Here is a 26173-nt window from a genome sequence, read left to right as displayed (position 1 = left end):
GCCTTTCACTTAATGGGGCAAGAACCGCTGGTGCAGTTCTCATCGACACCGTCTGCGACGGCTTGTGCTGCAGCAGATTCGTACTGCTGCTTGGTGATTCGCTCATAGGGAGCCTGTGGGAACGACGCTTCCGGGAAGATCGTGGAGCCCTTGATGAGCCCTGCGAAGTCCTTGAGCGTCCCTGCCACGTCATCTGCGGTGTACGCAGCCGGATCGACGTTGGCGGTGAACGACACCGCGTTGTCGGCCCAGCACGTCTGGTAGAGCGCCTGGAAGGCGATCAACTGGGTGAGTGTCAAGTCGTCTGCAGACTCGACAAAGTCCTCACCGTCCCGCCCGTAGATGTCCACAACGGCTTGCACCAGAGTGTCTTTCGTCGGGATCGTGACCACAGCGGTGTTCGGTGCGAAGAGATCGTCCTCCACCTCATACCCCTCAGCCACCAGCTCAGCCAGCGCCGCGAAGTCGCTGTGCTGGTTGAACCTGATCCGTCGGTAGAAGTACTTCGAGAAGATCGGGTGGATCCCCTCGCTGACTCCTGCCAGCTTCGCGACCGTGCCGGTAGGCGCGATCGTCCGCTTCTTGACCGGGACCGGGATACGCAGCTCGTGGCTGAACTCCCCGGCCGCTTTGTCGACCTCTGACGCCATCTCACGGAGGAACTGGGTGAAGTACCTGTCACCAGGTGCCTTCGAGTACTTCCGACCCGTCATGGCCAGGTAGCTCGCCACGCCCAGGTGCCCGACGCCGATGCGCCGGTTCCTGTCCAGAACCTCTCGGCTCTTCGGATCGGCAACCGGAGAGAACGTCGCTCGAATGAGGAACCGCGTCATCAGCCGATGAGCGCGGATCAGGTCGAGGTAGTCGGTCTTGCCGACCTCGGTGACGAACGCTGCCAGGTTGATGTGGCCGAGGTTGCACGGCTCCCACGGCTCGAGAGTGATCTCACCGCAGGGGTTCGTGCAGACGACCTTGTTAGGCTCCCCGGTGTTGCTTAGCGAGGAGTCCCACATTCCGGGCTCACCGTTGCGTACAGCCCCTGTGGATAGTGCGTCCAACACCTGTTGCGACGTACTATCGGAGTTGTACCCGTTATTGACGGCTAGCCAGAACCTCTCGTCGACCTCGACCGAGATGTTCGTCGTCCAGTGATCGCCCGACTCAGCCTTGCAGTTGATGAAGTCGGTGATCTGGGGATCAGCCCAGTGCATCATCGACATCCGAGCAGACCGGCGAACGCCGCCTGCCACCACACACTGAGCGATCGCGTGATCGACCTCCATCGCGGAGAGTCCAGCCAGCTTCTGACCGCAGTGGCCTGAGATGATCTCGCAGACCTTCTGCAGCATCACAGCGAACGGGAGCGGGCCGCTGGCCTGCCCTCCGAACGTCTTCAGCTTCGCGCCGGCCTTTCGGATGCGACTCACGTCGTAAACCCGCTGGTAGTGGACCGTTTCCTTGCGGTAGTGCGTGTCGATAAGGTCCGTCAGAGCGTCAGCCCAGCCCTCACGAGAGTCCTCGATCGGGTATGCACCCGGCCAGTCTGCGTCGTAGTGCTCAGACAGAATCCCTAGGGACTTCATCGCCTCGTAGTCGGGATGGTCTGGGTCGCAGACGATCTCAACACGGAGTGGATGCACGACCTCGGAATAGCGTTCGAGGTAGCTGTTGGAGTAGTTAGCTCCGACTCCCCCGCCTTCCATCAGCCGCAGGAACGTGAACGAGAAGTGTTCCGAGATCGTCTCGGTCCACCCCGCTACCCAGCAGTTGAAGAGGTGCTGTGCGTTCGGCACGCCCGACGCCCAGAGGTGTCGGCCTGCGGGCAGGAGCTTGAACTCCGTGATCAGACGGGTCAGGTGCTCTCGCTCATCTGGGAGTTGATAGCGCGCTGGAACGAGCGCGAGGTTGCCGTCAACAACTCGCTGAACTGTTTCTGGCCACGACTCCTTAGAGCCATCTGGCTTTGTTCGAGCGTACGTCCGGTCATAGACCAGCTTTCCAGTTGGGCCCCATTTGATTTCGTCAGTCACTATTTCCTTTCAGTCAGTTCGTACCCTTTGAAGTAGGCGTCGGTGTTGCCGCCACCAGGTGCGAACGAGACACCGAACTCATCGGTGTTGATGCAGGTGATGACACCCTTCTTGCCCCGGAACTGCTTCCAGGTACCGCGAGCTGGGTACTTCTTCTCGTCCCGCTGGATGAGCACCTTGGTGCCCGCCTTCACGGCCGACCCATCAGAACCCTCTGCGGGTATTCCTTGTAGCCGTAGCCAGGGGTGAAGGCTCCCCCGACGTACATCTCGAGGTCTTGCTGATCCCAGTTCTCCAGCATCATTCGCTTGCCGGGGAACAACTCTGGGAACACCTCCCCTCGGTACAGCTCCGATGAAGGCCCGTTGAACGTGGCGTCCATCAGATTCAGATCGTTGCTCATGCGGCTCGTCCTGCCAGAATCTCGTGGATGGGTGTTACGTGGAGGTAGTCGTCTCGCACCTCGGGGTGCTCGAGCAACAGGATCGCGATGTCCGCTGTCGGGTCGGAATGGTCTGCACCACTTGACCTTCGAGACTCAGGGAACACCGCGTGACGAGAGCCAGGACCGGGCTCGACAACGAGGTTGCCCTGCTTGTCGCGCTCCGTCCCGGCCGCGTAGGTGATGTCGTTGACACGGTCTGTCAGCGAGACGATCGCCCTGGACAGGTAGACCTGCCCGGTGGACTGCCGCTTCGGCACGACACCGTCCGTGTACCGGACCCTGATCGCCTCGGCATACCCCTCGTTCTTCTCCGACAGCGATTCCATCGCCATCGGGAGGATGTCGATCAGGTACCTGTTGGTAGACACTTCGAGCAAGGCGTCCTTCACGTTCTCCGGGGAGTACGGGTTGGTGCCGTGGAACCTGTCGCTGGCCCGAGCCTGATCCGCGAGGATCTGCATCGACCGCATGTAGACCAGGCGGCGGGCTAGGTACTCGTCAGAGTTCTGCAGCTTCCGCTGTGTCGCAGGCGATTCGAAGTACCAGACCCATAGGTCACTGACCAGATCATCCGTCCCGTCCTCTCGACCCCAACTGAAAAGTGCTGACTTAGCGGCCTTCTCGAAGATCTTGTCCACTAAGGCATCACTGCTTTCAGATAAGCGGCCCGCTGGGCCACAGGGATCCCCCGCAGAATCTCTGCAGCGAAGACCTCTCGGACCTCGCTGGAAGTGATCTGTCGGGAGCGGGCGTTCCGGTGCAGGAACGGCAGCTTGGTGGGTGTCAAGTTCTAGACCTCCCAGACTTCGCCGTCGACCGAGAATCGGCCTGCGTTGATCGGAACCAGCTCAGGCTTGACGTGGCTTCCCTCGACAGTCAAGAGCCCAAAGCCTTGCTGCCAGTTCGCTGTGCCACCCTTGAGGTACTGCGCCAGCTTCATGTTCATCAGGTTGCCGACTTCCATGCCCCACAGCGTCGAACCGTTCCCTCCGTAGCCGCTCGTCTTACCCTTCAGACCGAGGCGGTGGGTGTGCCCCATCACGACGCTCTTGGTAAACCGCTCAGCGGCGTTCAGGGCGGTGTCACCAGCCTTCTGAGTCAGCCGGATGCCGCCACGATGGCCGTGAGTCGAGATCCAGCCCGGAGCGATCTTGTGGAACTCGGGCAGAGTCTCGATACCGAAGCCGTCGAAGTCCAGCAGAGCCTTCAGCTTGAACTGATCGGCGAACTCGACGAGAGCCGGTGCGTACTGCGCCAGGTAGTCCACAGGGCGCTCGTCGTGGTTGCCTAGGTGGACTTTGATCGGCCCCGAGTAAACGGCGCGCAGCGGCGCCAGGAGCCGGGTCTTAGCCTGCTCTGAGTCTGGCTTGATGCGCTGCTGGAACTCCTCCTTGGTTCCCTTCGTCCAACGAGACGGGCTCGGGAAGTCCATCAGGTCGCCGATGTGGACGACCTCGTCGGGCTGAGTGTCCCCGATGAACTTGACGACCGAACGCAGAGCGTTGCGGTCATCGAACGGGAGCTGCGTGTCGCTGATGATCACGATGCGTTTGCTCATCCGATGACCTCGACGAACGGACCCAGGTGGTCGTATTCCTTGCTCATGTACGGCTTGGTCGCGATGACGCGGCCCGACATGTTGTGTCGGCACCAGAGCTTGTCCTGACCCGCCCGGACCTTCTTCCAGAGAAGACCTTGCCGATCCTGAAGTGTCAGGAACGTCGCTGCGCTGGTCAAGCTGTCGTACCGACGAGCGATACGACCAACCGGAGCCGGTGTGCTGTCCGCCTTGTGGAGACGCTCTGCCAGACCGGCGTAGCCGCCGATGTCCACGAACGAGTCCCGGTGGAACGTGCCCTTGGTACGCGAGACCTTCAGCAGGATCATCAGATTGGCGACATCCTGCGGCTCGATCAGCTTGCCGATGTAGGCGGTCCAGAGGTTGGCGATGCGAGCGAACGACTCGCTCGGGTCACCGTAGGTCTCCTCGCGGTCACCGAAGATGAGCTTCTCGGCCTCCTGCAAAACGTTGTCGGTCACTTGCTCTCCTTGAGTACTTCGGTGAATGGTGCTGTGCGGTCGGATCTCTTGGCCTGTCGGCTCGACCACATCCAGCCTCGGCAACCCAAGTTGCCCTCGGCCCTCGCCCGCTCAACGGTCCAGAACGACCACTCGCACCCGCCTGCGCTGAGTACGCGCACGTCGACAGGCACGTCGCTCAGAGCCTCCCACTGGCGAGGCTCCACAGGCTTCGGGTAGAAGGTGCTCAGCACCTTCGCGACCTCGGCCTTCTTGGCGCCGGCCGAAGTCAGGATGCGCTTCGACTCAGCCACAACCGACTTGGCACCCTTGAGACGCGTTCGCGCAGCAGCGAGTTCGAGGTCGAGAGCCTTGTCCAGGCCGACGAGATCTTCTTTCAGTGTGAGCATTCAGACTCCTGTCTCGGAAGAGCTGTAGTACTCGATCAGCTCTTTGATCTTGTCGGGCTGGTACCCGACGATGGGGTTGTGCGTGTCGGTGACGACCACCGGAGTCGACCGGACGTGAAGCACCTCGGTCACGTACACGTACGCGTCCTCGTTCTCCTTGGTCATCAGGTTGACCGCGTCGTACTCGACGCCAGCGTCTTCCAGCATCTGCTTGACCCGTTCACAGGGCTTGCAGCCGGGGCTGGTGTACACCGTGATCGGTGCGGTGAGAGAGCTCATTTGAACTTGATCCGGGTCAGAGATCCCGCGTCGATGTACTGGCTGTTGCCAGACACTCGACCCTTGACCCAGATGTCGTTGTCATAGGGATCATCGAGCACGTCCACCACTTCACCGACGAACAGATCTACCCGGTCGGAGAAGCCATTCTCGTGGTCGCCGTTGAATCGGAGCGGACCAGTGATTGCCGCAACGTCACCGGCTTTCAGAGTGCGGTGATTCTTGAGCTTTCCCATTGTTCAGATCCTGTCCAGCAGAGCGTGAGCGCCCTGCTTAGTAACTACGGAGTTGACATCCTCGCCGTCTGGCATGGGGATGATTCGTGCGTTCGGCAGCGTCTTCGCTACCTGCTTCGCGAAGTCCATCCCGGCGTCGTCGCCGTCCGAGAGGATGTTCACGATCCGATACCCGAGGAATAGCTCCCTCATGAACGGCTTCCACGTCTGAGAGCCAGGGACTCCAACCGTGGGAATGCCAGCGAGTTCCGCTGTGATGGCGTCGATCTCACCTTCGGTGATCGCCATGTCCCGCGAGTAGCGGGTGAGCGCGATGGTGTTGTACAGGCGAGGCTTATCGCCCTCGACTGTCCAGTACTTCGGTGAGCCTCCGTCTATGCGACGGAACCTGATTGAGGCCACCGACCAGCCACGCCAGTCTGACTTCCGCATGTACGGAATCGCCAGGCATCCCCGGTACATCTCATGCCCAGGGAGAGGGTCTCCGACGTACCCCAGGCCGTACGGCTGGTTTACCGGAATGCCCCGACTCGCCAAATACTCTGCGGCCTGGCTTCCGGGCAGGCTTTCTCTGTAGCGGGATGTGGCTTCCCACATATAGTCCCTCTGCGATTGTGAGAGCTTCTGCAAAATTCACCTCCTCTTCGTGTCGGATGATTGAGATCACGTCCCCACGGACGCTGCAGGCCATGCAGTTGAACCCCTGGAGGTCGTAACTGACTGCGGCACTGGCGGTTCCCTCACCGTGGAACGGGCACAGGCACTTGTTCCACTCGTGATCGTCGTCGGGCGGATCCCAGTCCGGGTAGTAGCGGAGGATCGCCCTAGCGATCGGCGTATCGTTCATCATGCTTCGATCGTCGCTCGATGATGATCCGGCAGCCGTCCTCGTCGCTGGACGTACGAGTCTTGACCGCAACCCATTCCGGCACGACGATCTCGATCGTGTCGTTGACGTAGTCCGTCTCGAACATGATCGACTTGATGACCGGGCAGTTCAGGGGCGGCAGTGGAATGCTCATGGTCTCCTTCTGGTGGGTGTCAAGTCTGGGACTTGAGCTTCTCTGCCTCGATAGGCGCGATGCGCTTCCCGATGACCTGGACGGCCGGAGGGTTACGCAGGTAGGCGATAGCCCGCTCGAAGAACTCGATGCAGTCTCGCGCCCAGCCGAGCGTGTACTTGTTGCACATCGTGCAGAGCAGACCTCGGATGATGCCGGTCTTGTGGTCGTGGTCGACCGAGAGGCGCTTGAACTTGCCGTTGGCTCGCTGACAGATGTAGCAGCGACCGCCCTGGAACTCGTAGATCGCCCAGTACTCATCGGGTGTGATGTCGTACGTGGCAATGATTCTCGTGCCCCAGGAGCCAGCACTGACCTTCTTCTTACGGCCTCGGTGGTGCGTAGCACACCGTGGGCCAGGCCAGGGAGTCTTGCGCTTCGAGGTGATCCCCTCAGCCAGGCAGTCCACACAAGGCTTGCCAGAGTCAGGACGCGTAGTCGCTTTCGCTCTCCTTCGCGACACGCTCACCCTCCTCGACGTAGTCGAGCCAGGCGTTCAAACCTGTGAGCAGCAGCGAGATTCCGAAGAACACCGCCATCCAGTCGTTGATGGTTAGCGCATAGCCCATCTGATGACCTCTCCGACTAGCCAGGTGCCTCCCACCAGCAGGACAGCGAACCCGCCGCCGATGACCATGTTGATCAACTCCGCATCCGATCGACCCAGAAGCCTGAGACCTTCTTGATCCCTATGTCGAGCAGGGATGGCCGGGGCGCCGGTGCGCCGATGCTGCTGACCGGCGTCCGGTCCTGCAGCTCCACGGTGGCTACCTCGTAGCCGAAGAGGTTGAGTGTCAGCTTCATACGTCGAATCCGTAGAACTGCCCGGTGGATGCTCCCGCGTAGACGCCCAGTACGAAACTGGCTGCAGTCCACAGAGGCAGGATGAAGTACCTCAACGAGACCACCGCTTCGCGGCGATGTCGATGTTCTGCTCAGAGACGTTCTGAGCGAACGGGAACCGCAGCTCCTGGTGGGAGATGGTGGTCTTGACCACGGTCTCCTTCGAGGTGGAGGTGGCCGGGACGAGAGTCTTGTGGACCCACGATGCCGGCCGAAGGGCCAGCAGGCTGCCCAGGATGTGCTGGTGAACCGCGATGAGGGACTTCTTCGGCATGGCGTTGGGGGTGGTCATTGGATCTCTCTTCCGTTGGTGGGTGTCAAGTTTGAGTGCGCGTTGTAGATCACCCCTCGACATGCGCGCCCCGTCGAGGGAGAGTTCACTAGCGGACTTCGAAGTCGGGGATGATGACCGACGGCTTGAAGTTGACCTCGTAGAAGTCGGTGCTCACCGTGCCCGGATCGACCTGCTCCACGAAGTAGCTGACGTTGTCCGACAGGCCCAGGAAGTGCTTCTTGAAGCCTCCCGGAACCTTGCAGGTCACGTCGAGCTTCTGCGCAGCGGTGTCGGGCTCGACCGAGCAGTAGCCCTTGATCTGCAGCAGGTACTTGTCCGTGATCCCGTTGAAGAACACGATGTTCCGCGAGATCTCGAAGTTGTCAGCCTGCTTGGACAGGTTGCTGGACGCCACCTCGGCATCCGAACAACCGACGAGGCCGAAGGCAGCGGCGCTGAAAGCTACTGCTGCGACTGCTTTCTGGATGCGATTCACTTCTTGTCACCGAACGCGACGACGAGGAGGGTACCGACCACCCAGAAGACCAGCGTGATAGCCGCCGGTACCCACAGGGGCGAGGTGACGGTCCACCAGGACCAGGACTCCACGACGGTGTCTGCCACACCGAGCTTGAGCGTGAGGAACACGACGAAAACGACTGCGAGTAAAGGCATTGGCTACTTTCCGTAATCTTTGATTTGCATTGTGCTGCCCTCAAATTCGAGTTCAGCGAAGTCTTGACCCGACGGGTCGGACTTTCCCCCACGGTTCTTCACCGTGGAGACCCTCAGGGAGTCAGAGCCGTAACCTTCCGACACCCTGTGGAGCGTGAGGATCATCTCGGGCACACGCCCGATCTGACCTTTGATGCCCGACAACGGAATTGGCTTGTCGCCGTCGTTGTACGGACCTGTGACGTGGTGCAGCCCTATCACGCACGAGCCGGTGTCACGAGCCATCGTGTGGAGGTAGTCCATCAGCCCCTCGAGCCCCGAGAACGGGTCTCCGTCATCGCTGTCTGTGATGACGTTGGTGATGTTGTCTACGACCACCAGAGCCGGGTAGTCCTCGTACAGCGCGTCGTACGCACTCATCGCATCTTCGATGGTGGTGAGCGAAGGTGACGCCTTGTAGTTGAACCGGATCGGAATGGCATCCAATTCTTCTGCTACAGGCCCGATGTTGGCTTCCATCACCGCAACCGTCGACCGCTCCTGCGTCCATCCGGTGAGGACCGACACCGATCTCGAAGCCTGGGTGAAGGCATCGGAATCGGCGCTGAAGTACAGCGTCGGTACCTTCGACTTCAGTGCGTACGCCAGCACGAACGCTGACTTGCCGGTACCTGGACCGGCGCAACACAATACGAGCTGGCCACGCCGCAACGTGGTCCCCTTCTGCTCGATGGCATCCCAGACTTGAGGGAGCGGGTCACCGGCCGATCCGCGAATGTAGAGCGACTGCCGTGGTGTGTACATCAGACCACCGTGACCTTCGTACCTCGTCGAACGACGAACTCAGACTTCTCCCCGCCCATGTCCTCGCTCAGACTGGCCAGCCAGACCACGATCTCGTCTCCTGCGTCGTGGTGAACCTCTCGCAGCTCCCCCCAGACGTTGGCTTCTACCGCCGAACGCGGGAACTTCCAGGGGAACTGGATCTCACGTCCGATGTGCTGTCCGCTCAGCTCTTCTGCGATCTTGATCTCAGGCACTGAAGCCTCCTTGGTGGGTGTCAAGTCCGCGAGATGCGAGCATCGTGGATAGGGCGACGAGCCTCGTTCGCGGTGGACTCCGCGTCCATCGCGTTCTGCAGCTCACGCATCAGCTTGGTGCCCTTCAGCCGAGGGAACATGTCCAAGATCTGCTTGCCCTTGTAGCCAGCTCGCTGCATCCGCAGGACGCCAGCGGTCTCGTGAGGAGCCCACCGGTACTTCAGCGTCTTGTGGTTCGGATCCCAGTCCCTCGGGTTGTCTGGATCTCCCAGATCGGTCTTGGTCACTGGTCGTACTTGGCGACGATGGCGGTGTACGTGATCGACGGGTCAACCGCCTCGGCCCAGGTAGCCCCACGGTCCTGCTTGTTCTGGATGTCCGCGAGAGCGGACAGCGCCTTGTCGTCGGCGTCGTTGTGCACCGACACGACGTGATCCTTGATGAAGTGGTGAGTCACCCCGGTGCTGTGGTTTAACGAAGCCCACCTGCGGTGGTAGGTATCGCCGAGGACAGAGAGGGTGTCGGCGCCGAAGCCGTGCTTGGCGAAGCCGTGTCCGACGATGCAGCACGGAGTGCTGTCGTCGTTGAAGTAGGTGCAGCCCGCCTTCTGGTCGGGCGTTTCCTTGCCCAGCTCGAGGACGGTCTCCAGCAGTGCGGTAGCGGCGATCTTGGTCATCGGTTCTCTTTCTCAAAGTTGGTGTAGGTGCCGTCGGGATGACGGACTTTGATGGCACGATCCACACCCGTGTGGGTCGCTCCGTGGATGTCGTGCCAGACGTGCTCAGCGGCTCTGTCCCGCTCTCCTACTGCGAACAGGAGCGAGGAGACCTCGGAGGGGAACCAATGCACTGACGGGCCGTTCAGCCTGTCCAGCGCATCCATCTCGACCACCCAGTAGTCAGCGCCAGGTACGACGTACCCGACGCCCTCTTTCAGGAAGGCGAGCCCCCGAGGTGTCATGACCCCGTTGATCGGTTTAGCGGCCATATCTCCTCGCTCATATAAGTAGATGTATGCGGGTGGGAGTCAAGCTAGACCTTGGCGTAACCGGTCCAGGTGCCTTCTTTCTGCAGCTTGATGGCTGCACGCTCGATGCCCTTGTTGGTGAGCCGGCCCTGAGTGGTGGCTGCTCCCGAGCCGGGGTGCATCCACACGCGGTTCACCGCGAAGCCGTTGGAGACGGAGTACGACTTGGCAGCGGTGCTGCTCTCATCGATCCAGCCCCACGACCGCAGGATGTCGTTGAACGTCAGCGGCGGGACGCCGAGCTTCCGCGCCGAGTCGCGCAGCGAGTAGATGGCTTCCTCGTCAAAGAACTCGATAGCCGCCTTCACGAACGGGGCGTCGCCCTCGACCTTGGCTTCCAGCACGACCTTCTCAGCCTCTGCCACGACCAGGGCCGCACGAGCGTCCTGGGCGGTCTGCAGAGCGATCGCGAAGCCAGCCATCATCGCTTCCACATCGCCGGTCGCGATCTTCTGCGCCAGCTCGCTCGCCGGGTCGACGTAGGCGCCGGTCTTGCGGATGGTCGGGAGCACCTCGGCGGTGACCCAACGCTTGAACACTGCAGCCTCAGGCTTCCGGCTCTTGAGGATCAAGGCGTACAGCCCGGATTCGTTGATGACGGAGTAATCCTGCAGGCCACCGGGGGTGTCCACACTGTGTACCCCCTTGTCAGAGGGGTCTAGCAGGGAGCTGGACGAGCGGCTGAGACCGAGCACGTCGAGCACGTCGCGGGTGATGAACCACGGCTCCCCGTCGATGGACAAGGTGCGGAGCTGAACGTCGGTGACGGTGCCGCCGTCTGCGACGGACGGGATGGACTGGAAGCGGAACTGCTCGATGGTGTTGGTCATGTCTTCTCTCTTGTTGGTGGGTGTCAAGTTACTGCGCGTTAAAAACAGGGCACGAGAAGCTGACATCGCAAAACTTGCACTTGTCAGCCTCTGGGAGTGCCTCGAAATCGCCTGCCTGGATGAGCAATTCGACCTCGTGGAACTTCGCCGTGATCTTCTCTCGCGTCCACTCAGTCAGATCGAATGGGTGCGTGACCACGACTTTCTTGCCCTTTTTGCCGGCCATGTAGTAGTCCCCGGTCTTCGGGGCCTCCACGCCGTACTTCATCGCGACCGCCAGGGCGTAGACGCCCAGCTGGAAGTCGTCGCCCGGCGTGTTGCCGGTCTTGTAGTCACGGACGCGCAGCTCCCCGTTGACCACCACGACAGCGTCGATGAATCCTCGGACGATGATGCCGTCGAGCTCGATCTTGAAGTCCAGCTCGATCGCTTCCGTGCCATCCGGTGCGACCCAGATGTCCTGGCCCTTCAAGGCTCGCCAGACGAAGAACTTCTCCACCTGTTCGAGCCCAACTTCGTAGCGGCGCTCGGTATCTCGCTCGCCGTTGTAGGGACCAGACCACGACCAGAAGTCGAAGTTCGGGGTCTCTTCGGTCAGCGCGTTGATGTCGCGGGCGTAGAAGACACGGAACATGTCCTGCGCCTCTTCGAGGGTCAGGGGGAAGCCGTAGCCTTCCCAGATCTCGACGAGCTCTGCGACCTCGTGGAATGCGGTTCCCTGAGGGAGCCATGCGGCCGGTCGAGGCCACACCTTGTCGATTCGGGACAGCTTGTAGGCCATCGGGCACCGGGTGAACGAGTTGATCTGGCTCACCGAGCGCAGCGGTAGGGATTTACCAACCGTCATGCAACCTCGCTTTCTGTGCTGTAGGCATCGGCGATAATGGCGACAGCTTCATCGACTGTGTGCGGACCTACGAAGTCGTGGCCGACTATTCCGACGATGAGGCTTTGCCCTGAGCCGTGCATCATGCCCTCGTCCACGACTTGCATGTCGGCGAGGATGTTGATCTTCTCTGCTGCAAGCAGTTCGGCTGCTACAGGCTGGTACCACTTGTGTGTACAGGGCATCAGGGGGCTGCGGTACACAAAAAGCATCGTCCCTTGTTGAGTCGGATCTGACTCCGACCAGAACTTGCATTTCTGCGCCAACAGCCACCCTGGCCGGTCAACGATCTCCTCGGCCGGTTCGAAGTGGACTCCGTCGAAGAGACTCGCAATGTGGGAAAGCGGCACGATCTGTTCCTGTTCTATTCAGAGCTGTCTGGTGGCCAGCACCAGATCATCTCTCCCTCGTCCGACAGATCGGTGTGCTCGTTGACCCGGATCAGGAGATCCCCATCCGACGCCAGTCGGGGGACGTACCTGAAACCGCCGTGAGGGCTCACGCCGGGGATCGGCGGGATGCTCGGGTCAAATTCGAGTACCACGTTCTCGTCGCGCAGCTTCTGCCACCACGACTTGAGGCGATTTATCTTGTCTTCGTTCATGTCACGGCCACCGGTCGCCATGAACTCACCGTGGTTACGAAGATGCTGGTAAGCCTTCGACTTACCGTGGGCATCGGAGGTCTTCCAAGGCCACGCCTTCTGAACGATCTGGCGTGGGGTCAAGGATCCTCCGTATGTCTTCTTCTGCCACGAAACTGCCTGCCGGGTTACCCCGTGCATCTCTGCTATCTGTGACTGGTTGTATCCCCTTCTTCGCAAGTCTTCAACCACGCTGAAAACCAGCGGGGCTCTGTGGTTTTTGCCGCTCATGTTTTACCTCCATGAGTAAGGATTCAGTTGTTCCAACTTTGTCAAGGTGGATTGTAGGTGCTTGTCAAGGCAACTCTCAATTCATTGGGCTGCGTCTTAACCCTAAAGCTGGGGTCTGACACCGGGTGTTGGTTGGAGTGTGCGCTGCGGGGACTGGGCAGTGCGTTTTTGAAACATAGTGTGGTGATAGTTACATAAGCAAACTCTCAGAGTGTCGTGTGAGCTACCCCATACAGATGTACCGCTAGCTCGCCTCCAAGACTTGCTCAGGCGAAATTACCTCACGCGTCAACTGGTTGATGCGCTGGGTGATGTCTTCCATGTCCCACTGTGACTGTTCGTTGCCAGGGTTGGCGTCGAGGTTGAGCTGAACCTCCTCCTGAAGGCCCAACAGTTCGTCCTTGTCAAAGATGTCGTCTACGTACATGTCTATACCTCCAGTTCATGTTCAGCGATGTAGTTGGACACCGAGTAGTTCTCCAACATCTCTCGGAAATCATCGACGCTCATCGCGTCGAGTTCGGCCTGGGTGAAGTCAAGATCAAGCTGAGTGTGCTTCGAGTGAAACCATTCTCGAAGCTCTTTTACGGCGCCGGCCGAATCGTTGTGGACGCTCGTCTCGAGAGTGTCGTAGTACTCGACCGTGAGGGTGACGACCTTGACCTTCACTCGTCTCGCTCCTCGTCGTAGTTGGTGCGGGCAGAGTCGATCAAGCTGTCGATGTCCATGTCAGCCGCCTCGGCCAGGTGCAGGAGATCAGCCATCAGGTCAGAGATCCCGGTCTCGATCACATCTCGACCCGAGAGGATCACGTAGTGGTCGAGCGCCCACGCTGCGCGGTGGACGCGGTTCGCCCGGTCAGGGCTCTTGACAAGCTCTTCGATGTCTTCGAAGTCGAAGATGGTCTGCGTCATCCGAGGATCTCCTTGATTGCTTGTGCCAGTTGCTCGCCTGCGTCGACGAGGTCAGATTTGAAGTCGGTCAGAGCTTCGTCGTAGTCCTCCCAGCCGCACAGCGGCTGGAAGTTCTTCGGGTCATCGTTCTTCGCGATGAATCGATCCCTCGTCTCGATGATCGCGTCCCAACGCTCCAGAGCCGCCTGCAGTTTCGCGATGTCTTCGATGTTCATCGCTGCCACGCCTTCGGGAGGAATCCTCCGTTACGGAGCCAGCCGTCAAGGGCGAGAGCCAGGTTGGCCATCTCGTGTACCTCATCGCCGAACTCCTTGAGGTCGCTGGTGGCGAGTGCCAGCAGCATCTGCAGTGCCTCGTCGGGGTCCATCAGATCAACCCCACGCGGGTGCTGCCGTAGCCGAAGATGCCTTCGACCTCGTGCATCGCATCGGTCGCATCGCTGTGCTTCTGCAGCGCGTCATTGAAACCCTCAGCGAGGTAGGGGAACTTCTGTCCGTCGTAGTCCACGACCACGTACATCGTCTCGTCCATCACATCTCCTATTTGAGCTTGACCTTGTGGCCGGTGGCATCGCGGTGCGCGTGCATCGCGACGTAGAGGAACACGGAGCCTTGCGACTTCGCCTTCCATGAGCAGTGCTTGCACTTCGCCTTGATCGTCACCGTCGAGCCCAGGTGAGCGGATGCTTCGCCGAGTTGTTGCACTTGCAGGACCAGCCGGTGAGCGACTTCGGAGCGCGGTAGCGGGCGTGCTCGGTTCCCTTGCTGCAGGTGCCAATCCACGGAGCCTTGGGATCCACGCCTTCCATCTGGAAGCAACGGTGTCCGTTGCCACCCAGCTCGCGATGCTTGCGCTGCCACACCGCGTCGTGGTGGTGGCCGGGAGTGAGAGCGTGGGCGACCTCGTGGGTGAGGGTCATCCGAGTCTCGTCAGCCGAGCGAGTCGCCATCAGGTACCGCGACAGCGATACGGTCTTGGCTCGGTAGTTGCACTGGCCTGCACGCTTCTTCGCGTTGTCGAAGACCAGGGTCCATCCCACGAGCCCATGCTCGGCGAGCAACGCTCGAGCCTCTCCCCTGGCCTGTGCCATCGTCATGTGCTCGGTGCGGGTCATCATGGCGGTCATCGGAATCTCCTTGTGTCGTTGGGAATCTGATAGCGCCCCGGCGCGAATCGAACGCGCCACCGCGACGGCTCCACCTCTTTCAGTGGAGAACCATCCGGCAACCGTTAGGGCTGTCGGCTATCGAGCCGACGGGTTGCCCGCAGAACGCGGGCTCTTCTTGCCTTGCTTCGCCTCCTTGGGCTTCATCGGATCGTTGGGCTGGATGGTGGAATCACAGCCCGGAGCGGGGATCACGCGGCAGGGCGCCGCCTGAGTCACCGGAGCGACGATCAGAGAGGTGGGAGCGAGCACCGCGCCAGCGGTGATCAGGGCAGCGAACAGATTGCGGAGCATTATGAATCCTTCTTCCAGTTGTGACGATTCCCCTTGCCGGGGCGCTTCAAGGCTCGTGCCTTGTTCTTGTGCCGCACAGCAGCATTCGAGCGGCGCAGTTCCAGCCGCGCCTGTAGACGTTCGTTCATGGACTTCACCTCTCGATGTGAATGCTGTGCTCACCGAGCGACAGCCAGTGCTCCCCAGTTCGGGGAGAGATCCAGACACCTACTTGCCCAACCTGATCGGAGCAGTCCTCTTCGGAGCACACCGGGTAGTCGACACCGTCGACCGTCACGACTTGGCTTCGAGCCTCTGCGGTAGCGACGTACAGCTCGCCCAGCGCCATCGTGGCGCCGAACGACCACACCGCCATGACAGCGGCCATTGCATACCCTGGTGCCTTGTGCATGAGATCTCCTAGCGAGGTCGAGAGTGGGTGTACGGGGTCATCGGTCGTCGTGGACGAACGTTGGCAGCTCGGAAGGGCATTCGACTCTCCTTGAGGTCAATCTCTTCACGCCTTGCCTTGAGATCTGCGGCAGTGATCATCCGGCTTCTCCGTTGATCCGTGCGATCTTGTCGTCGCACCGTTGGCAGGTCGGAACCTGGGTGAGTATCGGATGGGAGCGAAGGCCGTTCGCCGGGTTCTCACATTTGGCGAACCACTGGCATGGCACCTCGTATTCGGGACCGGTCTTCTCAGAGAGATAGACGCGGCCCTCGATGTCTAGTCGGCTCATGTCTTGCCCTTCGTTAGGTGGTGTGTGTCAAGCTGCGCGGACGCCAGCGTCCGAGAGGTAGACGCGGTCAGCGCCTACGAACGGTGCCTCGGTCACGAAGTGAACGAAGCTGCTGTACTTGTAGGGGTTGTACGTGATCTTCGAGCCTGTGAAGTCTTGAGGCAGTAGCGAGATCAGCTCGCCCACCATGCCTGCATGGACGTTCTTCCTGCCCTCGGTGAGCACACGCTGACGGCCAGCCGGCCGAACCACACCTTTCACACCTCCGAGCAGGACGTGCCCGCTGTGGTGGCGCACACGCCCCTTGAAGTCTCCTTCCAAGGCTTGTACCGAGTACCAGGTGTCGCCGTTCCGGCGTGTCTGGTGCAGGTTGACGTACACGAAGACTCGCATCAGACCTCACTCTCTTCGATGGCGCTGATCATGGTGATGCCGTCAGAGGGTAGGAACCCGTCGATCAACTCCTTGAGCTGCAGGTGGAACAGCGGAGTGTCGAGGTTGCCCTCTCGGGCACCGTCGATGTACACGGTGACGGTCGTTACCTTCTTCACCGGACCACGTCCGCGATCTCGATCTTGCGGAAGCTCTCGTGAGCAGAGACACGATGTGTCCCCTTGACGGTCGAGCCGTTGGAGCCTCGTGCGATGGTCGAGAACACCACCTCCGACGTGACCGGGGCGTAGGTGACCGAATCTACCTGCTGTGCCACACCTTCGAAGATGATGTGATCACCCGGCTTGAGAGCCGTCGCATAGGTAGCCGAGTTGGTCAGGAGTCGAGCGGTTTTGACGGGCATGTCACGCCTTCCTTCCGGTGAATGGGTGGTTCACAGCTACGCGATCGTGGCTCAGGTAGTCGCGCTGCGAGACAGCCGCGCCTTTGTAGGTGGTGTCTACGTTCACGTCGAACCACAGGACGTAGCGGCCCTCTGGGCCGTGCCATTCGTACTCAGCACGACTCAGGTCGACCGTGCCGTGGTCGAGGTTGTTCGTCCAGACCCGCATACCTTGCGTGATCCGCACACCGTCAGCGGTGAGCACGCGGTCAGCCTCAGGATTGAAGCTCTTGCGGTAGCAGTCATTCGGGGGATTGCTCATCGGTACATGCCTTTCAGTTCTGCCTTGATCCGGCGTGCATCCTCGCCGCGCCAGGTGGCGGCGTTCAGCACGAAGCGACGGACGATGTCTTCGGCGCTGTCCTGGTAGTAGCTGTCGGTGATGCTGGTCAGCTCGCTCATCGCTTCCAGGTACGGCAGCGCAGCGAAGTACACCTTCGGCCACACCTCGTTGATCTCAGCGGCGATGGCGGACAGCTTGCGAGTCTCGGTGGTGGTCATATCTATTCGTCTCCCATGTAGTTGTCGCCGTAGTAGAACTCGAAGTGAGTACCTCGTGACTCACCGTCGAAGATGTCTTCATGGATGGAGAACTCCACCAACTGGGAGTCGGTGTTGCCGAACTGTGGTCCCTGAATCACCTTGGCGGTGAACAGATCTTCGATGGTGTAGCCGGTACCTTCGAGCTTGCGGAGATCGCTGTACAGCAGCGTCTGCCACATGACTTGCTCGATGTCTGTCTCTCGCTCGCGGTCATAGAACCGCGCAGCGTTGTCGATGTCTATACCGCAGTCGTGCTCACGGATGACCTCGGCATCCTTACCTAGTCGGTAGTACGCCAGCGCGTCGATGGCGTCGTATCCGGTGACGATGGTCGGTTCGGGCATGTCTTGTCTCCTTAGCTGCAGCAGCCGCAGCACGGCGCGTCTTCGCACCGGCCGTTACGGTTCACGGAAAGCCGTGCCCCGCTGTTGAGTTCGATCTCGAAGTACTCACGCTGGTAGTAGTCGTCGGCGTCGTACATGCCTTGCCTCCTAGATGACAGTGAGCGAGAGCGGAGCGAAGCGCTTCGCCGTCGGGCCGTGAGCGATGATGGTGATGTCTTGTGCCCGACCGGTGTCGGTACCTCCGCAAGCCATGCAGGTGGCGCAGACGGTCTTGTAACCGGCCTCCTTGCTCGCTGGGCAGACAACCTCACCCTTGAGACGTGCCGATGCCTTGGTGCGGACACGGAAGGTCCGGTAACCCTTGAGCCGTGCCTCACGGCGATCTTCGACCGAGTCAGCCGATGCCATGCAGATCTCAGCAAACCTAGGGTCAGCGATGCGCCACTGATGTGTGTAACCCGTTGTGCTGTCAGCGACAGCTTGGATCTGGGACCACACCTCGAAGGGCACTGCGGCCGGGTCGCCGTAGGCGCCGAACCGCACCTTTTGGCCGGCGAATGCTTCAACCCGGAAGGGTGCGGAGCCTCGTGTCAGGTGAGAGCGCATCATGCTGTTCTGACCCTTGCCTAGGTTCACGTAGCACGCGTTGGTGCCACCCGATGCCTTGCCACGATGCGGGCAGATACCGCACACAGCTTGATCGAGACCCTGCTTCAACGCTTCCAGCGGCAGGATGCCGTCGACCACGATGTGGATCTGAATCATGTTGCCGGTCTTGACGTTCGCCGAGGACCGTGCCTTGCTGACGCGCTTCGATGCCTTCGGCACACCCGTGGCCAGCACGATGATGTCGGACCCGTCGAGCTCACTCTTGCCTTGCCAGATGACCATACGTTCGGTAGCCATAGCTATCCCTTCGGTGGGTGTCAAGTTGATGAGTGCTCCGAGAGGGATTCGAACCCTCAAACCACGCCTACCGGAGCCGTCGAGATGCCTAGAACTTTCTTCCATGGATGCGAACCCTCGTGGTGTCGCTGTATTCGCGACCGTTGACCCACACCTTGCGACCGTCGCGGCGCACGTCATGGACCTTGACCGTGGCGGTGGTTTCGATGATGTCTCCCGGACGGAGATCACTTGCAGCGATGGTGAGCATGGCTATCCCTAGTTCGAGTAGTAGCGGATTTTGGCGAACTCTTGTTTGCCGTCGTTGATCGAGGTGCCGTGGATGACGGCTTCAGGCCACACTTCAGACACATGGTCGAAGACTTCGTGGATACCTACGATCACGATCACAACCCCGTCAGGTGTGGTGATCTCGTAATGGCCGTTCACTTGCCACTCACCCGGTAGACGCTGTTGCCTCGTGAGGCAACCCAACCGATACCGGCGATGTAAACCTTGCGGACGTTCATGTCTAGTCTCCTGGTGGGTGTCAAGTTAGCGAGCAGCGAGCTTGAGGGCAGACGGACCCTTGCGGACCCGGCGAGGTGAACGCTTGACGGCAGCCCGTCGTGGTGCGATACCGATGGTCAACTCTTCGAGCTGGCGCTCAGCGAACCCTTTCGGCAGGTGCTCACCGGTCAGATCTGTGACCTTGTCTTCGGAGGTCCAGCCGCGCAGTCCCTTGACCATCTCCTGGTCAACCAACCGAACGGGTGAAAGCTCAGGAGCAATGAAGTCGCGGCCGATGGACACTCGCTCAGTCACTCGCACGTCTCGCATCTTGTTGCTGATCACGTCCATGCCTAGTCCCTTCGTGGTGTGAGTCAAGCCTGAGATCAAAGCTCAGGCATAGTGGGCAGGAGGGAATTGAACCCTCACCGAATAAGCATCAACCCTTAGGTTCTGCCGTTAGGTTCCCGAATCAACCCTTAAGTCGAATCGCTACCCGAAATATGTTTTATGACGTTCGGCCCGGAGATCACTGTCAGTGTCGCTTAACCCGGTTACCGTGTTCGTCTATGTATTGCTAAGCGCCTTACTGAGAGACCTCTCTCAGCGAGCTCGACGCTTGCTCTTTGTCGGACCTAATCGTGGCCCCAAGACTATGCCCCCTGCAAGGGGAGGTCTGATATTGCTTGCACCTAAGGTCTAGTCACCTTAGTCCGGTAGCGACATCCCGACTGGCAGTTCGGGGGCTTTCCGTCAAGCTCTTTGTTCGATTCTCACTCTATCAGCTTCGGTGGTGGGAGTCAAGTTCGGGTGGCTGGCGATCGGGAGACCCTAGTTCTCCCTATCCCCTAGGCCGATCGACTATGCGCCGATCTGGTACCCGGTGAATCCCGCTTTGAAGTTGTGACAAAAACCTAGCATGAATGCCCGGCGAGTGTCAAGCGAGTGATTCTCGGAACCGGATTCTCACCGGTGGCTGCGACCCCGTTTCCGGGACGCTGGTTGAACAATCACTAAGCTAGACCCCCGAGACGGTGTGTGTCAAGTCGACGCAATTCCCGCAGGTCAGCTCGCTATTCACCCGTTGACCTCCTGGCGCCCTAGGCGCCCTGCCAGCCCCTCAGAACCGTCTGCCCAGGACGTTCCCCCCACAGTGGCCAGTATCGGCACTCTCAGCAGCTCACAGCCGGTTTATCGGCACCGTTCGGTGGTCGGTCCCCTACTCACCTCCTGAGAGGACACGTCCTGCCAGCTCGCCAGCCCGATATGCCGCTCACTATCGACCCGGTATCCCCCCGGTCATTCGATGCGGCCGCAGACGGCCGGTCACTCGCATTCCTCGGGCTGCATTCGGTCGCACTAATCCGCTTATCCCCTAACCCGCTGGTCAGCCGGTGAATCCGCGGCTGATATCCACGCTGATATGCCGCTCACTACGTGCCCGGTACACATGCCCCGGTCGCTGGTCACACGCTGGTCAGTCGCATATCCCCTGGTCACGCATGGGTGAGCGTGTGCATGTGTTAGCTAGCGCGTTGGCCGGCACGAGACATAAGCGCATGTCAGAGTGCATATCGAGTGAGAATGAGGGGTTGCTGAGATGAGAGATGACATCGAGTGACACATGGCATCGAGTGACACGAGTTTGCTCGTGAGCGTGTCTTCGCAGGTCAGACCCCCAGGGGGGAGTCCCCCATGGCCCCCTCACTGACCGGTCGGTAATGCGGACGAGACATCCTGTACGGGTTCCGAAGCCCAAACTCGCACTGAGCTCGCACTGAGAGGCTAGTCAGGAGCGCCCAGCTCGACGCTGGCGCATTTTCCACGCATCCGCGTGTCACCGTAAGGGCCATTCATTAGAGCGCCTCTCAGGGCGCTCGTATTAGAAGTGTGAGCTGTACCACCTCCGGTGGTGGGTGTCAAGTGCATACACCTACTTATATATAGAGGGGCAAGAGCCCCTCTTAAGAGACGCTTCAGGCGTCTCGCTCATGAAGAGCGACCTCCAAGGGTCGCTCCTGATCAGACCGGCTTTCGGCCGGTCATCAGTCAACCCGCAACTGCGGGTTTAGCGCCGCCCTGAGGCGGCTTAAAAGAAGGGGTGCCAATTGTTCGGCACCCGAACCAGCGCCTTCTGGAACTCGCAACCGGGGAAGTTCGATGTCCTCAACCTGCGACAGGTCTTCGACTCCTCGTCTCCGTACCAGATCCCCGATCTAGCACCGACTGAGTTCGAGCCAGAGAACCTGGCGGCGTGGAACATGCCGCGACAGCGTGAGTTCTCCGCTGAGAACGATGGCGCCCTGCACTTCTTCCTTGACGACTACCGTTTCGAGACGGTTTGGTCGTCCCCCGAGCGTCTCCTCGACCGCGTAAAAGCGGTCGGAGCGTCATTGACGCCCGATTTCAGCATATGGGTCGATATGCCGATGGCCGCACAGGTCTGGAACGTATATCGCAACCGCTGGTGTGGCGCTTATTGGCAATCGCACGGCATAAACGTCATTCCGACCGCCCATTGGGGCACGCCGGATACGTATAACTTCTGTTTCGATGGGATTCCGCTTAATTCCATCGTGGCGACCAGCTCTATGGGCGCCCATAAATATAAATCCGACCAGGCTCTATTTAGAGACGGGCTCCAAGAGCTCGTCGATCGCACTCAACCGAAGCTGCTGCTGTCTTACGGCCAGCTCCGCTATAGCGATGGCCTGGATCTCCCCGAGGTTCGTGAATATCCGACCTTCTGGGACCGACGACGAAAGCAGATCACCGATGGGACAGGGTAGAGGCGGTTCCGGCCCTGGCACCGGAAAGGGTCGCGGCAATAGAGGCAACGGCGGCGCAGGCGCCGGTTCTCCTGGTGGAGGATCGGCCGGCGGTGGTGGCGGTTCAGGCGGGGGCTCAAGCTCCGGTGGAACTGGCAGCACCAGCACTGGCGGCATTCAGACCGGTGGCGGTAACGGCTCAGGCTCTGGAAGTGGTGTCATCGGGCAACCGAGCACTCAAGACGACGTTCTGAAGACCGCAAAGACTCGCCAGGAGATCGCGCTCCACATCCGCAACAAGTGGGGCATCGACGTTCACTCGCTGGTTAACCCCGAGTTCTCCTCCGTGCAGCCTCCCGGCCGCATCGGCGCCGGGATTACCCCGAAGGAACTCAGCCTCGAGTCGACTCGCCAGTTCGCCCAGGCGGTCGATGACATCCTGACGAAGTACCCGTTCGTCAAGCTGAAGGCGCTTCGAGGCGAGTACTACCCGGTTCGCGGTGAAGAGACCAGCTCCTACGCTCACGCGTCTGGTGTGTTCAGCATCCACGGAGACGGCATCGGCCACTACGTGGCGATCAACGCCCCGTTGGCCTCTGACGCTGACCGTGCCCGCGCCGCGAGCGCGTCCAAGCGGTCGTACTACGACAACAAGTACGCCCAGTACAACGACGACTACGCGGCTCGACCGGTCTACTACACGATGATCCACGAGATGGGTCACGTCATGGACATCAACGGCAAGGGCGGCTCGCAGCGCAAGATCGAGGCGGCGCTGGAGTCGAAGTTCCGCACGAGCCCGGAGTACGCGGACATGATCGATGACCTGTGGAGCGGCAACAATCCGACCCCTGGTCAGTTCCGGCAGCAGTACAACAAGTGGATGTCCACCAAGCTCGTCTCTGCGTACTCGTACGAGAACAGCGACCGGGACAAGGGTCCATATATCGTTGAGGCAATCGCTGAAGCGTTCGCCGACGTAGAGATGCGCGGAGACAAGGCCGAGGCAATGTCCAAGCTGATCCACCAACTGGTGCTCGCAGAAGCCAAGAAAGTGAAGGGAGTGACCTAGTGAAGTCCGAATACGGATCGTTCTCGGAAGACCGCATCCGCGAGACCCTCGAGAAGCGGGTCGCTCACTATCGCGAAGGCGGGGACATCCTCCCCGTCGGCTCTGGGATCCCCTGCGACATGGAGCAGCACGAGATCTGGCACGCGGTGACCACCGGTGGAGATGTCGACGGCGCCGAAGCGGCGCTGTGGGCGAGGTTCGACCAACTGTTCCCTCCGCTGTGAGCTGGGCCGACTCGACACGTCGGCAAGAACTACCCCCGGACTGGGAGACGAAATACCGTCTCCCAGTTCTGCGTGACGCCAACTATCTGTGCCAGATCGAGATGCCAGGTTGCATCCGGGTGGCCACCGATGTTGACCACGTCAAACGAGGCAACGACCACAGCCGTCACAACCTGAGGGCTGCGTGTTCGTTCTGCCACGACAAGAAATCATCCGCTGAAGGCGTCTCTCGCCGAGCGGAACTCAAAGCCCGAAGGAAGCGACCAGCAGAACGCCATCCTGGGCGCCGATAGATAGCGAGCCTGGTGCTCGCTCAGCCCAGGAGGCTCAACGAAATGCCAGGTCCACCCCCGAAGCGGGACGATGAGCGCGCCCGCCGTAACAAGCCGGATCAGGAGACCGCCACGGTCACCGCGATCGGTGCTGTTCGGATCCCCGAGATGGGCGATCTGAGCCACAACGGCGAGACTCACGAGCTTATCGCTGAGATGTACCAGTCCATCAAGGACTCTGCCATCACGCAGTTCTACGAGCCGACTGACTGGCAGTTCGCACGAATCACCCTGTTCGCCTTGAACGAAGAGCTGATCGCTGCCCGACACAACGGCAAGCCGATCGGCGCCATGAAGCTCACCGCAATCATCCAGATGCTCTCCGCACTGATGCTCACCGAAGGTGACCGACGACGCGCTCGGATCGAGATCGAGCGTGTCCCAATCGCTAATGGGGCCAAGGTCATTGGACTCACCGACGTGTTGAAGCAGCGACTCGCCGCAGGCGGGCACGGAGGGTAAATGGTCCCCCGGAGGGGGTTCTGAGACCTGCCGCTACCAGGTGCTCCCTCCTCCGGGGTTAGACACTCTCCCCACGAAAGGTTCCCATGCCCGACATCGGCCGCATTCTTGAACGCGACGACCTTGTTCTTCAGACTGGCCGGGACTTTCGGTGGACGTTCAAAAACGTTGACCTGCAGAAGAACCCGGTCGACTACCCGCCCGGCGACCTGTTCTTCGAGCTGTACACAGGCGGCGAGCACAACTGCATCCAGCAGGTCGAGATCCTCCAGTCCGACGACGGCGAGTACACGCTCGGCTACAACGGTGTCGCATCCGACCCGATCGAGTACTACGACGCGACCGAGACGCCCTACGACCTGACCATCGACATCCGCTCCGCGCTGGAGAACGTACCGGCCATCGGCGCCGGTAACGTCGCTGTTTCCCGCACCGGCCTAAATCCGGTGTGGAACTTGAACTTCAACCTCTCCGGTGTCAGCCGTAACGAGATCCAAGAGCTGAACGTCTACAACCTGCTGGGCTGGCTCGGAGAGCAGCTCGGCGAGGGCGACATGATCCTCTCCTACCGGGAGAACGACTCTGAGCCGATCTCGTTCGAATCCAACGCAGCCCAGATCCAGGCAGCCCTGGAAGGCATCCCCCAGCTCGGCGTCGGCAACGTCACCGTCACCGACGTGGCGGGCAGCCAAGGCGAGAGGTTCCGAATCGAGTACGTCGGCCTGCTGTCCTCTCGGGACATCGACCTGATCGAGGTCCGGGCCTACGCCCGTAACGCTGGCGACTTCTTCGGTGGCGGCACCACCGGTAACCTACTCACCCGCTTCAGCACGAAGACGATCCAGAACGGGCGCCGAGCTGTGCTCGACGGCCGGATGATGGATCTGCTGACCCGGAAGATCAACGAGTTCTTCGACCTGTTCGATGACAAGCAGACCCTCCAGCTCGAGTTCATCATCACCAGCAACACGGACTTCACGATCGTGTGCCGGTCGGTGAAGGGCTACGCCGAAGTCGACCTGCTGACGTTCGACGTGATCTTCTCCGCAGCGATGCTGACGACGTTCTTCAACAACCAGATCCTGCTCGTCGGCGCCATCACCACGGTGACCGTCGACCAGTACTGGAACCACAGCTACACGGTCGAGTTCATCAACGCGATGGGCAACCGGCCGCACCCGCTTCTGGTGGGTGACGCTTCTGGCTTGACCAGCGACATCACCGAGGTCACCGTGGTCCCGCAGATCCGCACCTCATACGTCGAGCGCGGTCAGCGAGCCACGACCTTGTGGACGTTCGACATCACCGGCAGCGAGGCTGTCCTTAAGGTCGAGAGCGAGGATGTCGATCTCATCGGCAACCGCACCGAGTGGCAGCTCGTGTTCCTCCCGGACGGTGAGCCGGCCGGTGGAGAACCGATCACCCACGGCGTTACGCGGGTCCAGCGATGATCCTCGAAGGCAGCTCCCCTGAAGGGGGCGTTGGAACCCTCGTCACGACCTCTGAGGGCGTCGGACAGGTCACTTCCGGCTTCGACGAGCATGGTTACCTCATCTCCGGTCCCGGAGGCGGCTCAGGAGGCGTCAGCGCCGAGGAGCTGGCCACTGAGCTGGAAGGACTTGCAGCTCTGCTACGAGGCAACTCCCAGTACTTCCTAGATCTCGGTGATGTCGAGGAAAACATGATCTCCCTACAAATGGGGATCTTCGAAGTCCTATCCACGATGGGACAGGACATACAAGGCAAGGCCAGCTTGGCAGACCTCACCGAGGTAGTGACCAAGACGGTCAGGCTCGACACCAACCAAACGATCACCGGCCAGAAGTACTTCACCGGGTGGATGAGCACACGAGATCTGCAGGTGCAGAACAACCCAGGCGACACCGCCCGGATCGTGCTCTTCAACTCCGATGCCGCCCAGGCTTACGAGTTCGGTGTGAACACCGGAGGCGTCTGGTCGGTCTGGAACTCCACCGACGGAGTCGGCCCATTCCGGGTCTACGCGGAAGCAGTCGACGGCGCGCTGACGCTCGGCGCCGGGACGAACTGGATGGAGCAGGATCTGGACATGGACGGCAATTCCATCACGTCTGTCGCTACCCCGGTTAATCCGAACGACGCAGCGACAAAAGCATATGTCGACGCAGCTATCGCAGCTGCGATGGCATAGGACTG

53 protein-coding genes are annotated in these 26173 nt (G+C 60.4%); 6 read left to right on the top strand and 47 right to left on the bottom strand.

Annotated elements, in window-relative coordinates:
• Positions 1-5: 5 nt before the first annotated feature.
• The 47 genes from nrdJ to ASE48_RS19710 all read right to left on the bottom strand — a co-directional run bounded on the left by nrdJ (position 6) and on the right by ASE48_RS19710 (position 19491).
• Positions 6-2030, bottom strand: coding sequence for a ribonucleoside-triphosphate reductase, adenosylcobalamin-dependent (gene nrdJ, locus ASE48_RS19895; RefSeq protein WP_057168859.1), 2025 nt, complete (start codon positions 2028-2030; stop codon positions 6-8).
• Positions 2030-2224: a hypothetical protein gene (locus tag ASE48_RS19890; protein WP_057168858.1), complete on the bottom strand. Its 195-nt coding sequence runs from the start codon at positions 2222-2224 to the stop codon at positions 2030-2032. The genes nrdJ and ASE48_RS19890 overlap by 1 nt, the downstream gene beginning before the upstream one ends.
• On the bottom strand, positions 2221-2433 hold the full coding sequence (locus ASE48_RS19885; protein ID WP_057168857.1) for a hypothetical protein: 213 nt from the start codon (positions 2431-2433) through the stop codon (positions 2221-2223). The genes ASE48_RS19890 and ASE48_RS19885 overlap by 4 nt, the downstream gene beginning before the upstream one ends.
• Positions 2430-3113: a hypothetical protein gene (locus ASE48_RS19880; protein WP_057168856.1), complete on the bottom strand. Its 684-nt coding sequence runs from the start codon at positions 3111-3113 to the stop codon at positions 2430-2432. Before ASE48_RS19880 ends, ASE48_RS19885 begins: the two co-directional genes overlap by 4 nt.
• 152 nt (positions 3114-3265) lie before the next feature.
• A complete protein-coding gene (locus ASE48_RS19875; RefSeq protein ID WP_057168855.1) occupies positions 3266-4033 on the bottom strand; it encodes a metallophosphoesterase family protein in 768 nt (255 codons plus the stop codon).
• On the bottom strand, positions 4030-4515 hold the full coding sequence (locus ASE48_RS33170) for a DUF6378 domain-containing protein (protein WP_200962214.1): 486 nt from the start codon (positions 4513-4515) through the stop codon (positions 4030-4032). Before ASE48_RS33170 ends, ASE48_RS19875 begins: the two co-directional genes overlap by 4 nt.
• Entirely contained in the window at positions 4512-4904 is a 393-nt protein-coding gene (locus ASE48_RS19865; protein WP_057168854.1) for a hypothetical protein, read from the bottom strand. Before ASE48_RS19865 ends, ASE48_RS33170 begins: the two co-directional genes overlap by 4 nt.
• Entirely contained in the window at positions 4905-5183 is a 279-nt protein-coding gene (locus ASE48_RS19860) for a glutaredoxin domain-containing protein (protein ID WP_057168853.1), read from the bottom strand.
• Positions 5180-5419: a hypothetical protein gene (locus tag ASE48_RS19855; RefSeq protein ID WP_057168852.1), complete on the bottom strand. Its 240-nt coding sequence runs from the start codon at positions 5417-5419 to the stop codon at positions 5180-5182. Before ASE48_RS19855 ends, ASE48_RS19860 begins: the two co-directional genes overlap by 4 nt.
• A gap of 3 nt (positions 5420-5422) precedes the next feature.
• On the bottom strand, positions 5423-5956 hold the full coding sequence (locus tag ASE48_RS19850; RefSeq protein WP_442928740.1) for a toprim domain-containing protein: 534 nt from the start codon (positions 5954-5956) through the stop codon (positions 5423-5425).
• Complete coding sequence (locus ASE48_RS33845; RefSeq protein WP_082614314.1) at positions 5883-6266, bottom strand: CHC2 zinc finger domain-containing protein; 384 nt, start codon at positions 6264-6266, stop codon at positions 5883-5885. Before ASE48_RS33845 ends, ASE48_RS19850 begins: the two co-directional genes overlap by 74 nt.
• Positions 6244-6441, bottom strand: a complete 198-nt coding sequence (locus ASE48_RS19845) for a hypothetical protein (protein WP_057168851.1) — start codon at positions 6439-6441, stop codon at positions 6244-6246. The genes ASE48_RS33845 and ASE48_RS19845 overlap by 23 nt, the downstream gene beginning before the upstream one ends.
• 19 nt (positions 6442-6460) lie before the next feature.
• Positions 6461-6889 carry an endonuclease VII domain-containing protein gene (locus ASE48_RS19840; RefSeq protein ID WP_235571356.1) on the bottom strand — a complete coding sequence of 143 codons (429 nt, stop codon included), beginning with the start codon at positions 6887-6889 and terminating at the stop codon, positions 6461-6463.
• Positions 6890-6905: 16 nt separating this feature from the next.
• On the bottom strand, positions 6906-7049 hold the full coding sequence (locus tag ASE48_RS32795; protein ID WP_156409291.1) for a hypothetical protein: 144 nt from the start codon (positions 7047-7049) through the stop codon (positions 6906-6908).
• A gap of 73 nt (positions 7050-7122) precedes the next feature.
• The gene (locus ASE48_RS32790; RefSeq protein WP_156409290.1) at positions 7123-7284 is read right to left on the bottom strand and encodes a DUF7429 family protein; all 162 of its coding nucleotides are present in this window, start codon (positions 7282-7284) and stop codon (positions 7123-7125) included.
• A gap of 91 nt (positions 7285-7375) precedes the next feature.
• A complete protein-coding gene (locus ASE48_RS19835; RefSeq protein ID WP_057168849.1) occupies positions 7376-7615 on the bottom strand; it encodes a hypothetical protein in 240 nt (79 codons plus the stop codon).
• Between the two features lie 88 nt (positions 7616-7703).
• Complete coding sequence (locus ASE48_RS19830) at positions 7704-8093, bottom strand: beta-sandwich lipoprotein (RefSeq protein ID WP_235571355.1); 390 nt, start codon at positions 8091-8093, stop codon at positions 7704-7706.
• Positions 8090-8272 (bottom strand): hypothetical protein, encoded by a 183-nt coding sequence (locus ASE48_RS32785; protein WP_156409289.1) that lies wholly within the window; start codon positions 8270-8272, stop codon positions 8090-8092. Before ASE48_RS32785 ends, ASE48_RS19830 begins: the two co-directional genes overlap by 4 nt.
• 3 nt (positions 8273-8275) lie before the next feature.
• Positions 8276-9076 carry an AAA family ATPase gene (locus ASE48_RS19825; protein ID WP_057168848.1) on the bottom strand — a complete coding sequence of 267 codons (801 nt, stop codon included), beginning with the start codon at positions 9074-9076 and terminating at the stop codon, positions 8276-8278.
• The gene (locus ASE48_RS19820; protein WP_057168847.1) at positions 9076-9312 is read right to left on the bottom strand and encodes a hypothetical protein; all 237 of its coding nucleotides are present in this window, start codon (positions 9310-9312) and stop codon (positions 9076-9078) included. Before ASE48_RS19820 ends, ASE48_RS19825 begins: the two co-directional genes overlap by 1 nt.
• Before the next feature lie 20 nt (positions 9313-9332).
• Complete coding sequence (locus tag ASE48_RS19815; protein ID WP_235571352.1) at positions 9333-9599, bottom strand: hypothetical protein; 267 nt, start codon at positions 9597-9599, stop codon at positions 9333-9335.
• Positions 9596-9988, bottom strand: a complete 393-nt coding sequence (locus tag ASE48_RS19810; protein ID WP_057168846.1) for a hypothetical protein — start codon at positions 9986-9988, stop codon at positions 9596-9598. Before ASE48_RS19810 ends, ASE48_RS19815 begins: the two co-directional genes overlap by 4 nt.
• The gene (locus ASE48_RS19805) at positions 9985-10299 is read right to left on the bottom strand and encodes a hypothetical protein (protein ID WP_156409288.1); all 315 of its coding nucleotides are present in this window, start codon (positions 10297-10299) and stop codon (positions 9985-9987) included. The genes ASE48_RS19810 and ASE48_RS19805 overlap by 4 nt, the downstream gene beginning before the upstream one ends.
• 44 nt (positions 10300-10343) lie before the next feature.
• A complete protein-coding gene (locus ASE48_RS19800; RefSeq protein WP_057168844.1) occupies positions 10344-11168 on the bottom strand; it encodes a BRO family protein in 825 nt (274 codons plus the stop codon).
• A 28-nt stretch (positions 11169-11196) separates the two neighbouring features.
• A complete protein-coding gene (locus ASE48_RS19795; RefSeq protein WP_057168843.1) occupies positions 11197-12015 on the bottom strand; it encodes a RecB family exonuclease in 819 nt (272 codons plus the stop codon).
• Positions 12012-12404 (bottom strand): hypothetical protein, encoded by a 393-nt coding sequence (locus ASE48_RS19790; protein ID WP_057168842.1) that lies wholly within the window; start codon positions 12402-12404, stop codon positions 12012-12014. Before ASE48_RS19790 ends, ASE48_RS19795 begins: the two co-directional genes overlap by 4 nt.
• A 14-nt stretch (positions 12405-12418) precedes the next feature.
• Positions 12419-12928, bottom strand: coding sequence for a hypothetical protein (locus ASE48_RS19785; protein ID WP_057168841.1), 510 nt, complete (start codon positions 12926-12928; stop codon positions 12419-12421).
• Between the two features lie 244 nt (positions 12929-13172).
• The gene (locus ASE48_RS19780) at positions 13173-13355 is read right to left on the bottom strand and encodes a hypothetical protein (RefSeq protein WP_057168840.1); all 183 of its coding nucleotides are present in this window, start codon (positions 13353-13355) and stop codon (positions 13173-13175) included.
• A gap of 2 nt (positions 13356-13357) precedes the next feature.
• Entirely contained in the window at positions 13358-13597 is a 240-nt protein-coding gene (locus ASE48_RS19775) for a hypothetical protein (protein WP_057168839.1), read from the bottom strand.
• Positions 13594-13842: a hypothetical protein gene (locus ASE48_RS19770; RefSeq protein WP_057168838.1), complete on the bottom strand. Its 249-nt coding sequence runs from the start codon at positions 13840-13842 to the stop codon at positions 13594-13596. The genes ASE48_RS19775 and ASE48_RS19770 overlap by 4 nt, the downstream gene beginning before the upstream one ends.
• Positions 13839-14057 (bottom strand): hypothetical protein, encoded by a 219-nt coding sequence (locus ASE48_RS19765; protein ID WP_057168837.1) that lies wholly within the window; start codon positions 14055-14057, stop codon positions 13839-13841. The genes ASE48_RS19770 and ASE48_RS19765 overlap by 4 nt, the downstream gene beginning before the upstream one ends.
• Entirely contained in the window at positions 14054-14209 is a 156-nt protein-coding gene (locus ASE48_RS32780) for a hypothetical protein (protein WP_156409287.1), read from the bottom strand. The genes ASE48_RS19765 and ASE48_RS32780 overlap by 4 nt, the downstream gene beginning before the upstream one ends.
• Positions 14209-14373: a hypothetical protein gene (locus ASE48_RS33165; protein ID WP_200962211.1), complete on the bottom strand. Its 165-nt coding sequence runs from the start codon at positions 14371-14373 to the stop codon at positions 14209-14211. Before ASE48_RS33165 ends, ASE48_RS32780 begins: the two co-directional genes overlap by 1 nt.
• A gap of 127 nt (positions 14374-14500) precedes the next feature.
• On the bottom strand, positions 14501-14968 hold the full coding sequence (locus ASE48_RS19760; RefSeq protein WP_057168836.1) for a SprT-like domain-containing protein: 468 nt from the start codon (positions 14966-14968) through the stop codon (positions 14501-14503).
• Positions 14969-15085: 117 nt separating this feature from the next.
• Positions 15086-15301, bottom strand: a complete 216-nt coding sequence (locus ASE48_RS19755; RefSeq protein ID WP_057168835.1) for a hypothetical protein — start codon at positions 15299-15301, stop codon at positions 15086-15088.
• Positions 15301-15429, bottom strand: a complete 129-nt coding sequence (locus tag ASE48_RS33700) for a hypothetical protein (protein WP_268766318.1) — start codon at positions 15427-15429, stop codon at positions 15301-15303. The genes ASE48_RS19755 and ASE48_RS33700 overlap by 1 nt, the downstream gene beginning before the upstream one ends.
• Before the next feature lie 5 nt (positions 15430-15434).
• Positions 15435-15692, bottom strand: coding sequence for a hypothetical protein (locus tag ASE48_RS19750; RefSeq protein ID WP_156409286.1), 258 nt, complete (start codon positions 15690-15692; stop codon positions 15435-15437).
• A gap of 358 nt (positions 15693-16050) precedes the next feature.
• Positions 16051-16416: a hypothetical protein gene (locus ASE48_RS19740; RefSeq protein ID WP_057168832.1), complete on the bottom strand. Its 366-nt coding sequence runs from the start codon at positions 16414-16416 to the stop codon at positions 16051-16053.
• Positions 16416-16574: a hypothetical protein gene (locus ASE48_RS32775; protein WP_156409285.1), complete on the bottom strand. Its 159-nt coding sequence runs from the start codon at positions 16572-16574 to the stop codon at positions 16416-16418. The genes ASE48_RS19740 and ASE48_RS32775 overlap by 1 nt, the downstream gene beginning before the upstream one ends.
• On the bottom strand, positions 16571-16819 hold the full coding sequence (locus tag ASE48_RS19735) for a hypothetical protein (protein WP_057168831.1): 249 nt from the start codon (positions 16817-16819) through the stop codon (positions 16571-16573). The genes ASE48_RS32775 and ASE48_RS19735 overlap by 4 nt, the downstream gene beginning before the upstream one ends.
• A gap of 1 nt (position 16820) precedes the next feature.
• Entirely contained in the window at positions 16821-17120 is a 300-nt protein-coding gene (locus ASE48_RS19730; protein ID WP_057168830.1) for a hypothetical protein, read from the bottom strand.
• Complete coding sequence (locus tag ASE48_RS19725; protein WP_057168829.1) at positions 17117-17359, bottom strand: hypothetical protein; 243 nt, start codon at positions 17357-17359, stop codon at positions 17117-17119. Before ASE48_RS19725 ends, ASE48_RS19730 begins: the two co-directional genes overlap by 4 nt.
• Before the next feature lie 2 nt (positions 17360-17361).
• Positions 17362-17745 carry a hypothetical protein gene (locus tag ASE48_RS19720; protein ID WP_057168828.1) on the bottom strand — a complete coding sequence of 128 codons (384 nt, stop codon included), beginning with the start codon at positions 17743-17745 and terminating at the stop codon, positions 17362-17364.
• Between the two features lie 147 nt (positions 17746-17892).
• Positions 17893-18675: a hypothetical protein gene (locus ASE48_RS19715; RefSeq protein ID WP_235571350.1), complete on the bottom strand. Its 783-nt coding sequence runs from the start codon at positions 18673-18675 to the stop codon at positions 17893-17895.
• Between the two features lie 64 nt (positions 18676-18739).
• On the bottom strand, positions 18740-18901 hold the full coding sequence (locus ASE48_RS32770) for a hypothetical protein (protein ID WP_156409284.1): 162 nt from the start codon (positions 18899-18901) through the stop codon (positions 18740-18742).
• An 8-nt stretch (positions 18902-18909) separates the two neighbouring features.
• A complete protein-coding gene (locus ASE48_RS32765; protein ID WP_156409283.1) occupies positions 18910-19080 on the bottom strand; it encodes a hypothetical protein in 171 nt (56 codons plus the stop codon).
• A 105-nt stretch (positions 19081-19185) separates the two neighbouring features.
• Positions 19186-19491, bottom strand: a complete 306-nt coding sequence (locus ASE48_RS19710) for a hypothetical protein (RefSeq protein ID WP_057168826.1) — start codon at positions 19489-19491, stop codon at positions 19186-19188.
• Between the two features lie 1757 nt (positions 19492-21248).
• Between ASE48_RS19710 and ASE48_RS19705 the strand changes: the two genes are divergently transcribed.
• The 6 genes from ASE48_RS19705 to ASE48_RS19680 all read left to right on the top strand — a co-directional run bounded on the left by ASE48_RS19705 (position 21249) and on the right by ASE48_RS19680 (position 26168).
• Entirely contained in the window at positions 21249-21929 is a 681-nt protein-coding gene (locus tag ASE48_RS19705; RefSeq protein ID WP_057168825.1) for a DUF4417 domain-containing protein, read from the top strand.
• Positions 21916-22980, top strand: coding sequence for a hypothetical protein (locus ASE48_RS19700; protein ID WP_156409282.1), 1065 nt, complete (start codon positions 21916-21918; stop codon positions 22978-22980). Before ASE48_RS19705 ends, ASE48_RS19700 begins: the two co-directional genes overlap by 14 nt.
• Entirely contained in the window at positions 22980-23204 is a 225-nt protein-coding gene (locus ASE48_RS19695; protein WP_057168823.1) for a hypothetical protein, read from the top strand. Before ASE48_RS19700 ends, ASE48_RS19695 begins: the two co-directional genes overlap by 1 nt.
• Before the next feature lie 335 nt (positions 23205-23539).
• Entirely contained in the window at positions 23540-23998 is a 459-nt protein-coding gene (locus ASE48_RS19690; protein ID WP_057168822.1) for a phage terminase small subunit, read from the top strand.
• A gap of 86 nt (positions 23999-24084) precedes the next feature.
• Entirely contained in the window at positions 24085-25449 is a 1365-nt protein-coding gene (locus ASE48_RS19685) for a hypothetical protein (RefSeq protein ID WP_057168821.1), read from the top strand.
• Complete coding sequence (locus tag ASE48_RS19680; RefSeq protein ID WP_057168820.1) at positions 25446-26168, top strand: hypothetical protein; 723 nt, start codon at positions 25446-25448, stop codon at positions 26166-26168. The genes ASE48_RS19685 and ASE48_RS19680 overlap by 4 nt, the downstream gene beginning before the upstream one ends.
• Positions 26169-26173 lie beyond the last annotated feature (5 nt).

The organism is Mycobacterium sp. Root265 (assembly GCF_001428895.1).
Classification (GTDB): Bacteria; Actinomycetota; Actinomycetes; order Mycobacteriales; family Mycobacteriaceae; genus Mycobacterium.
This window is presented reverse-complemented; position numbering and strand designations above follow the sequence as displayed.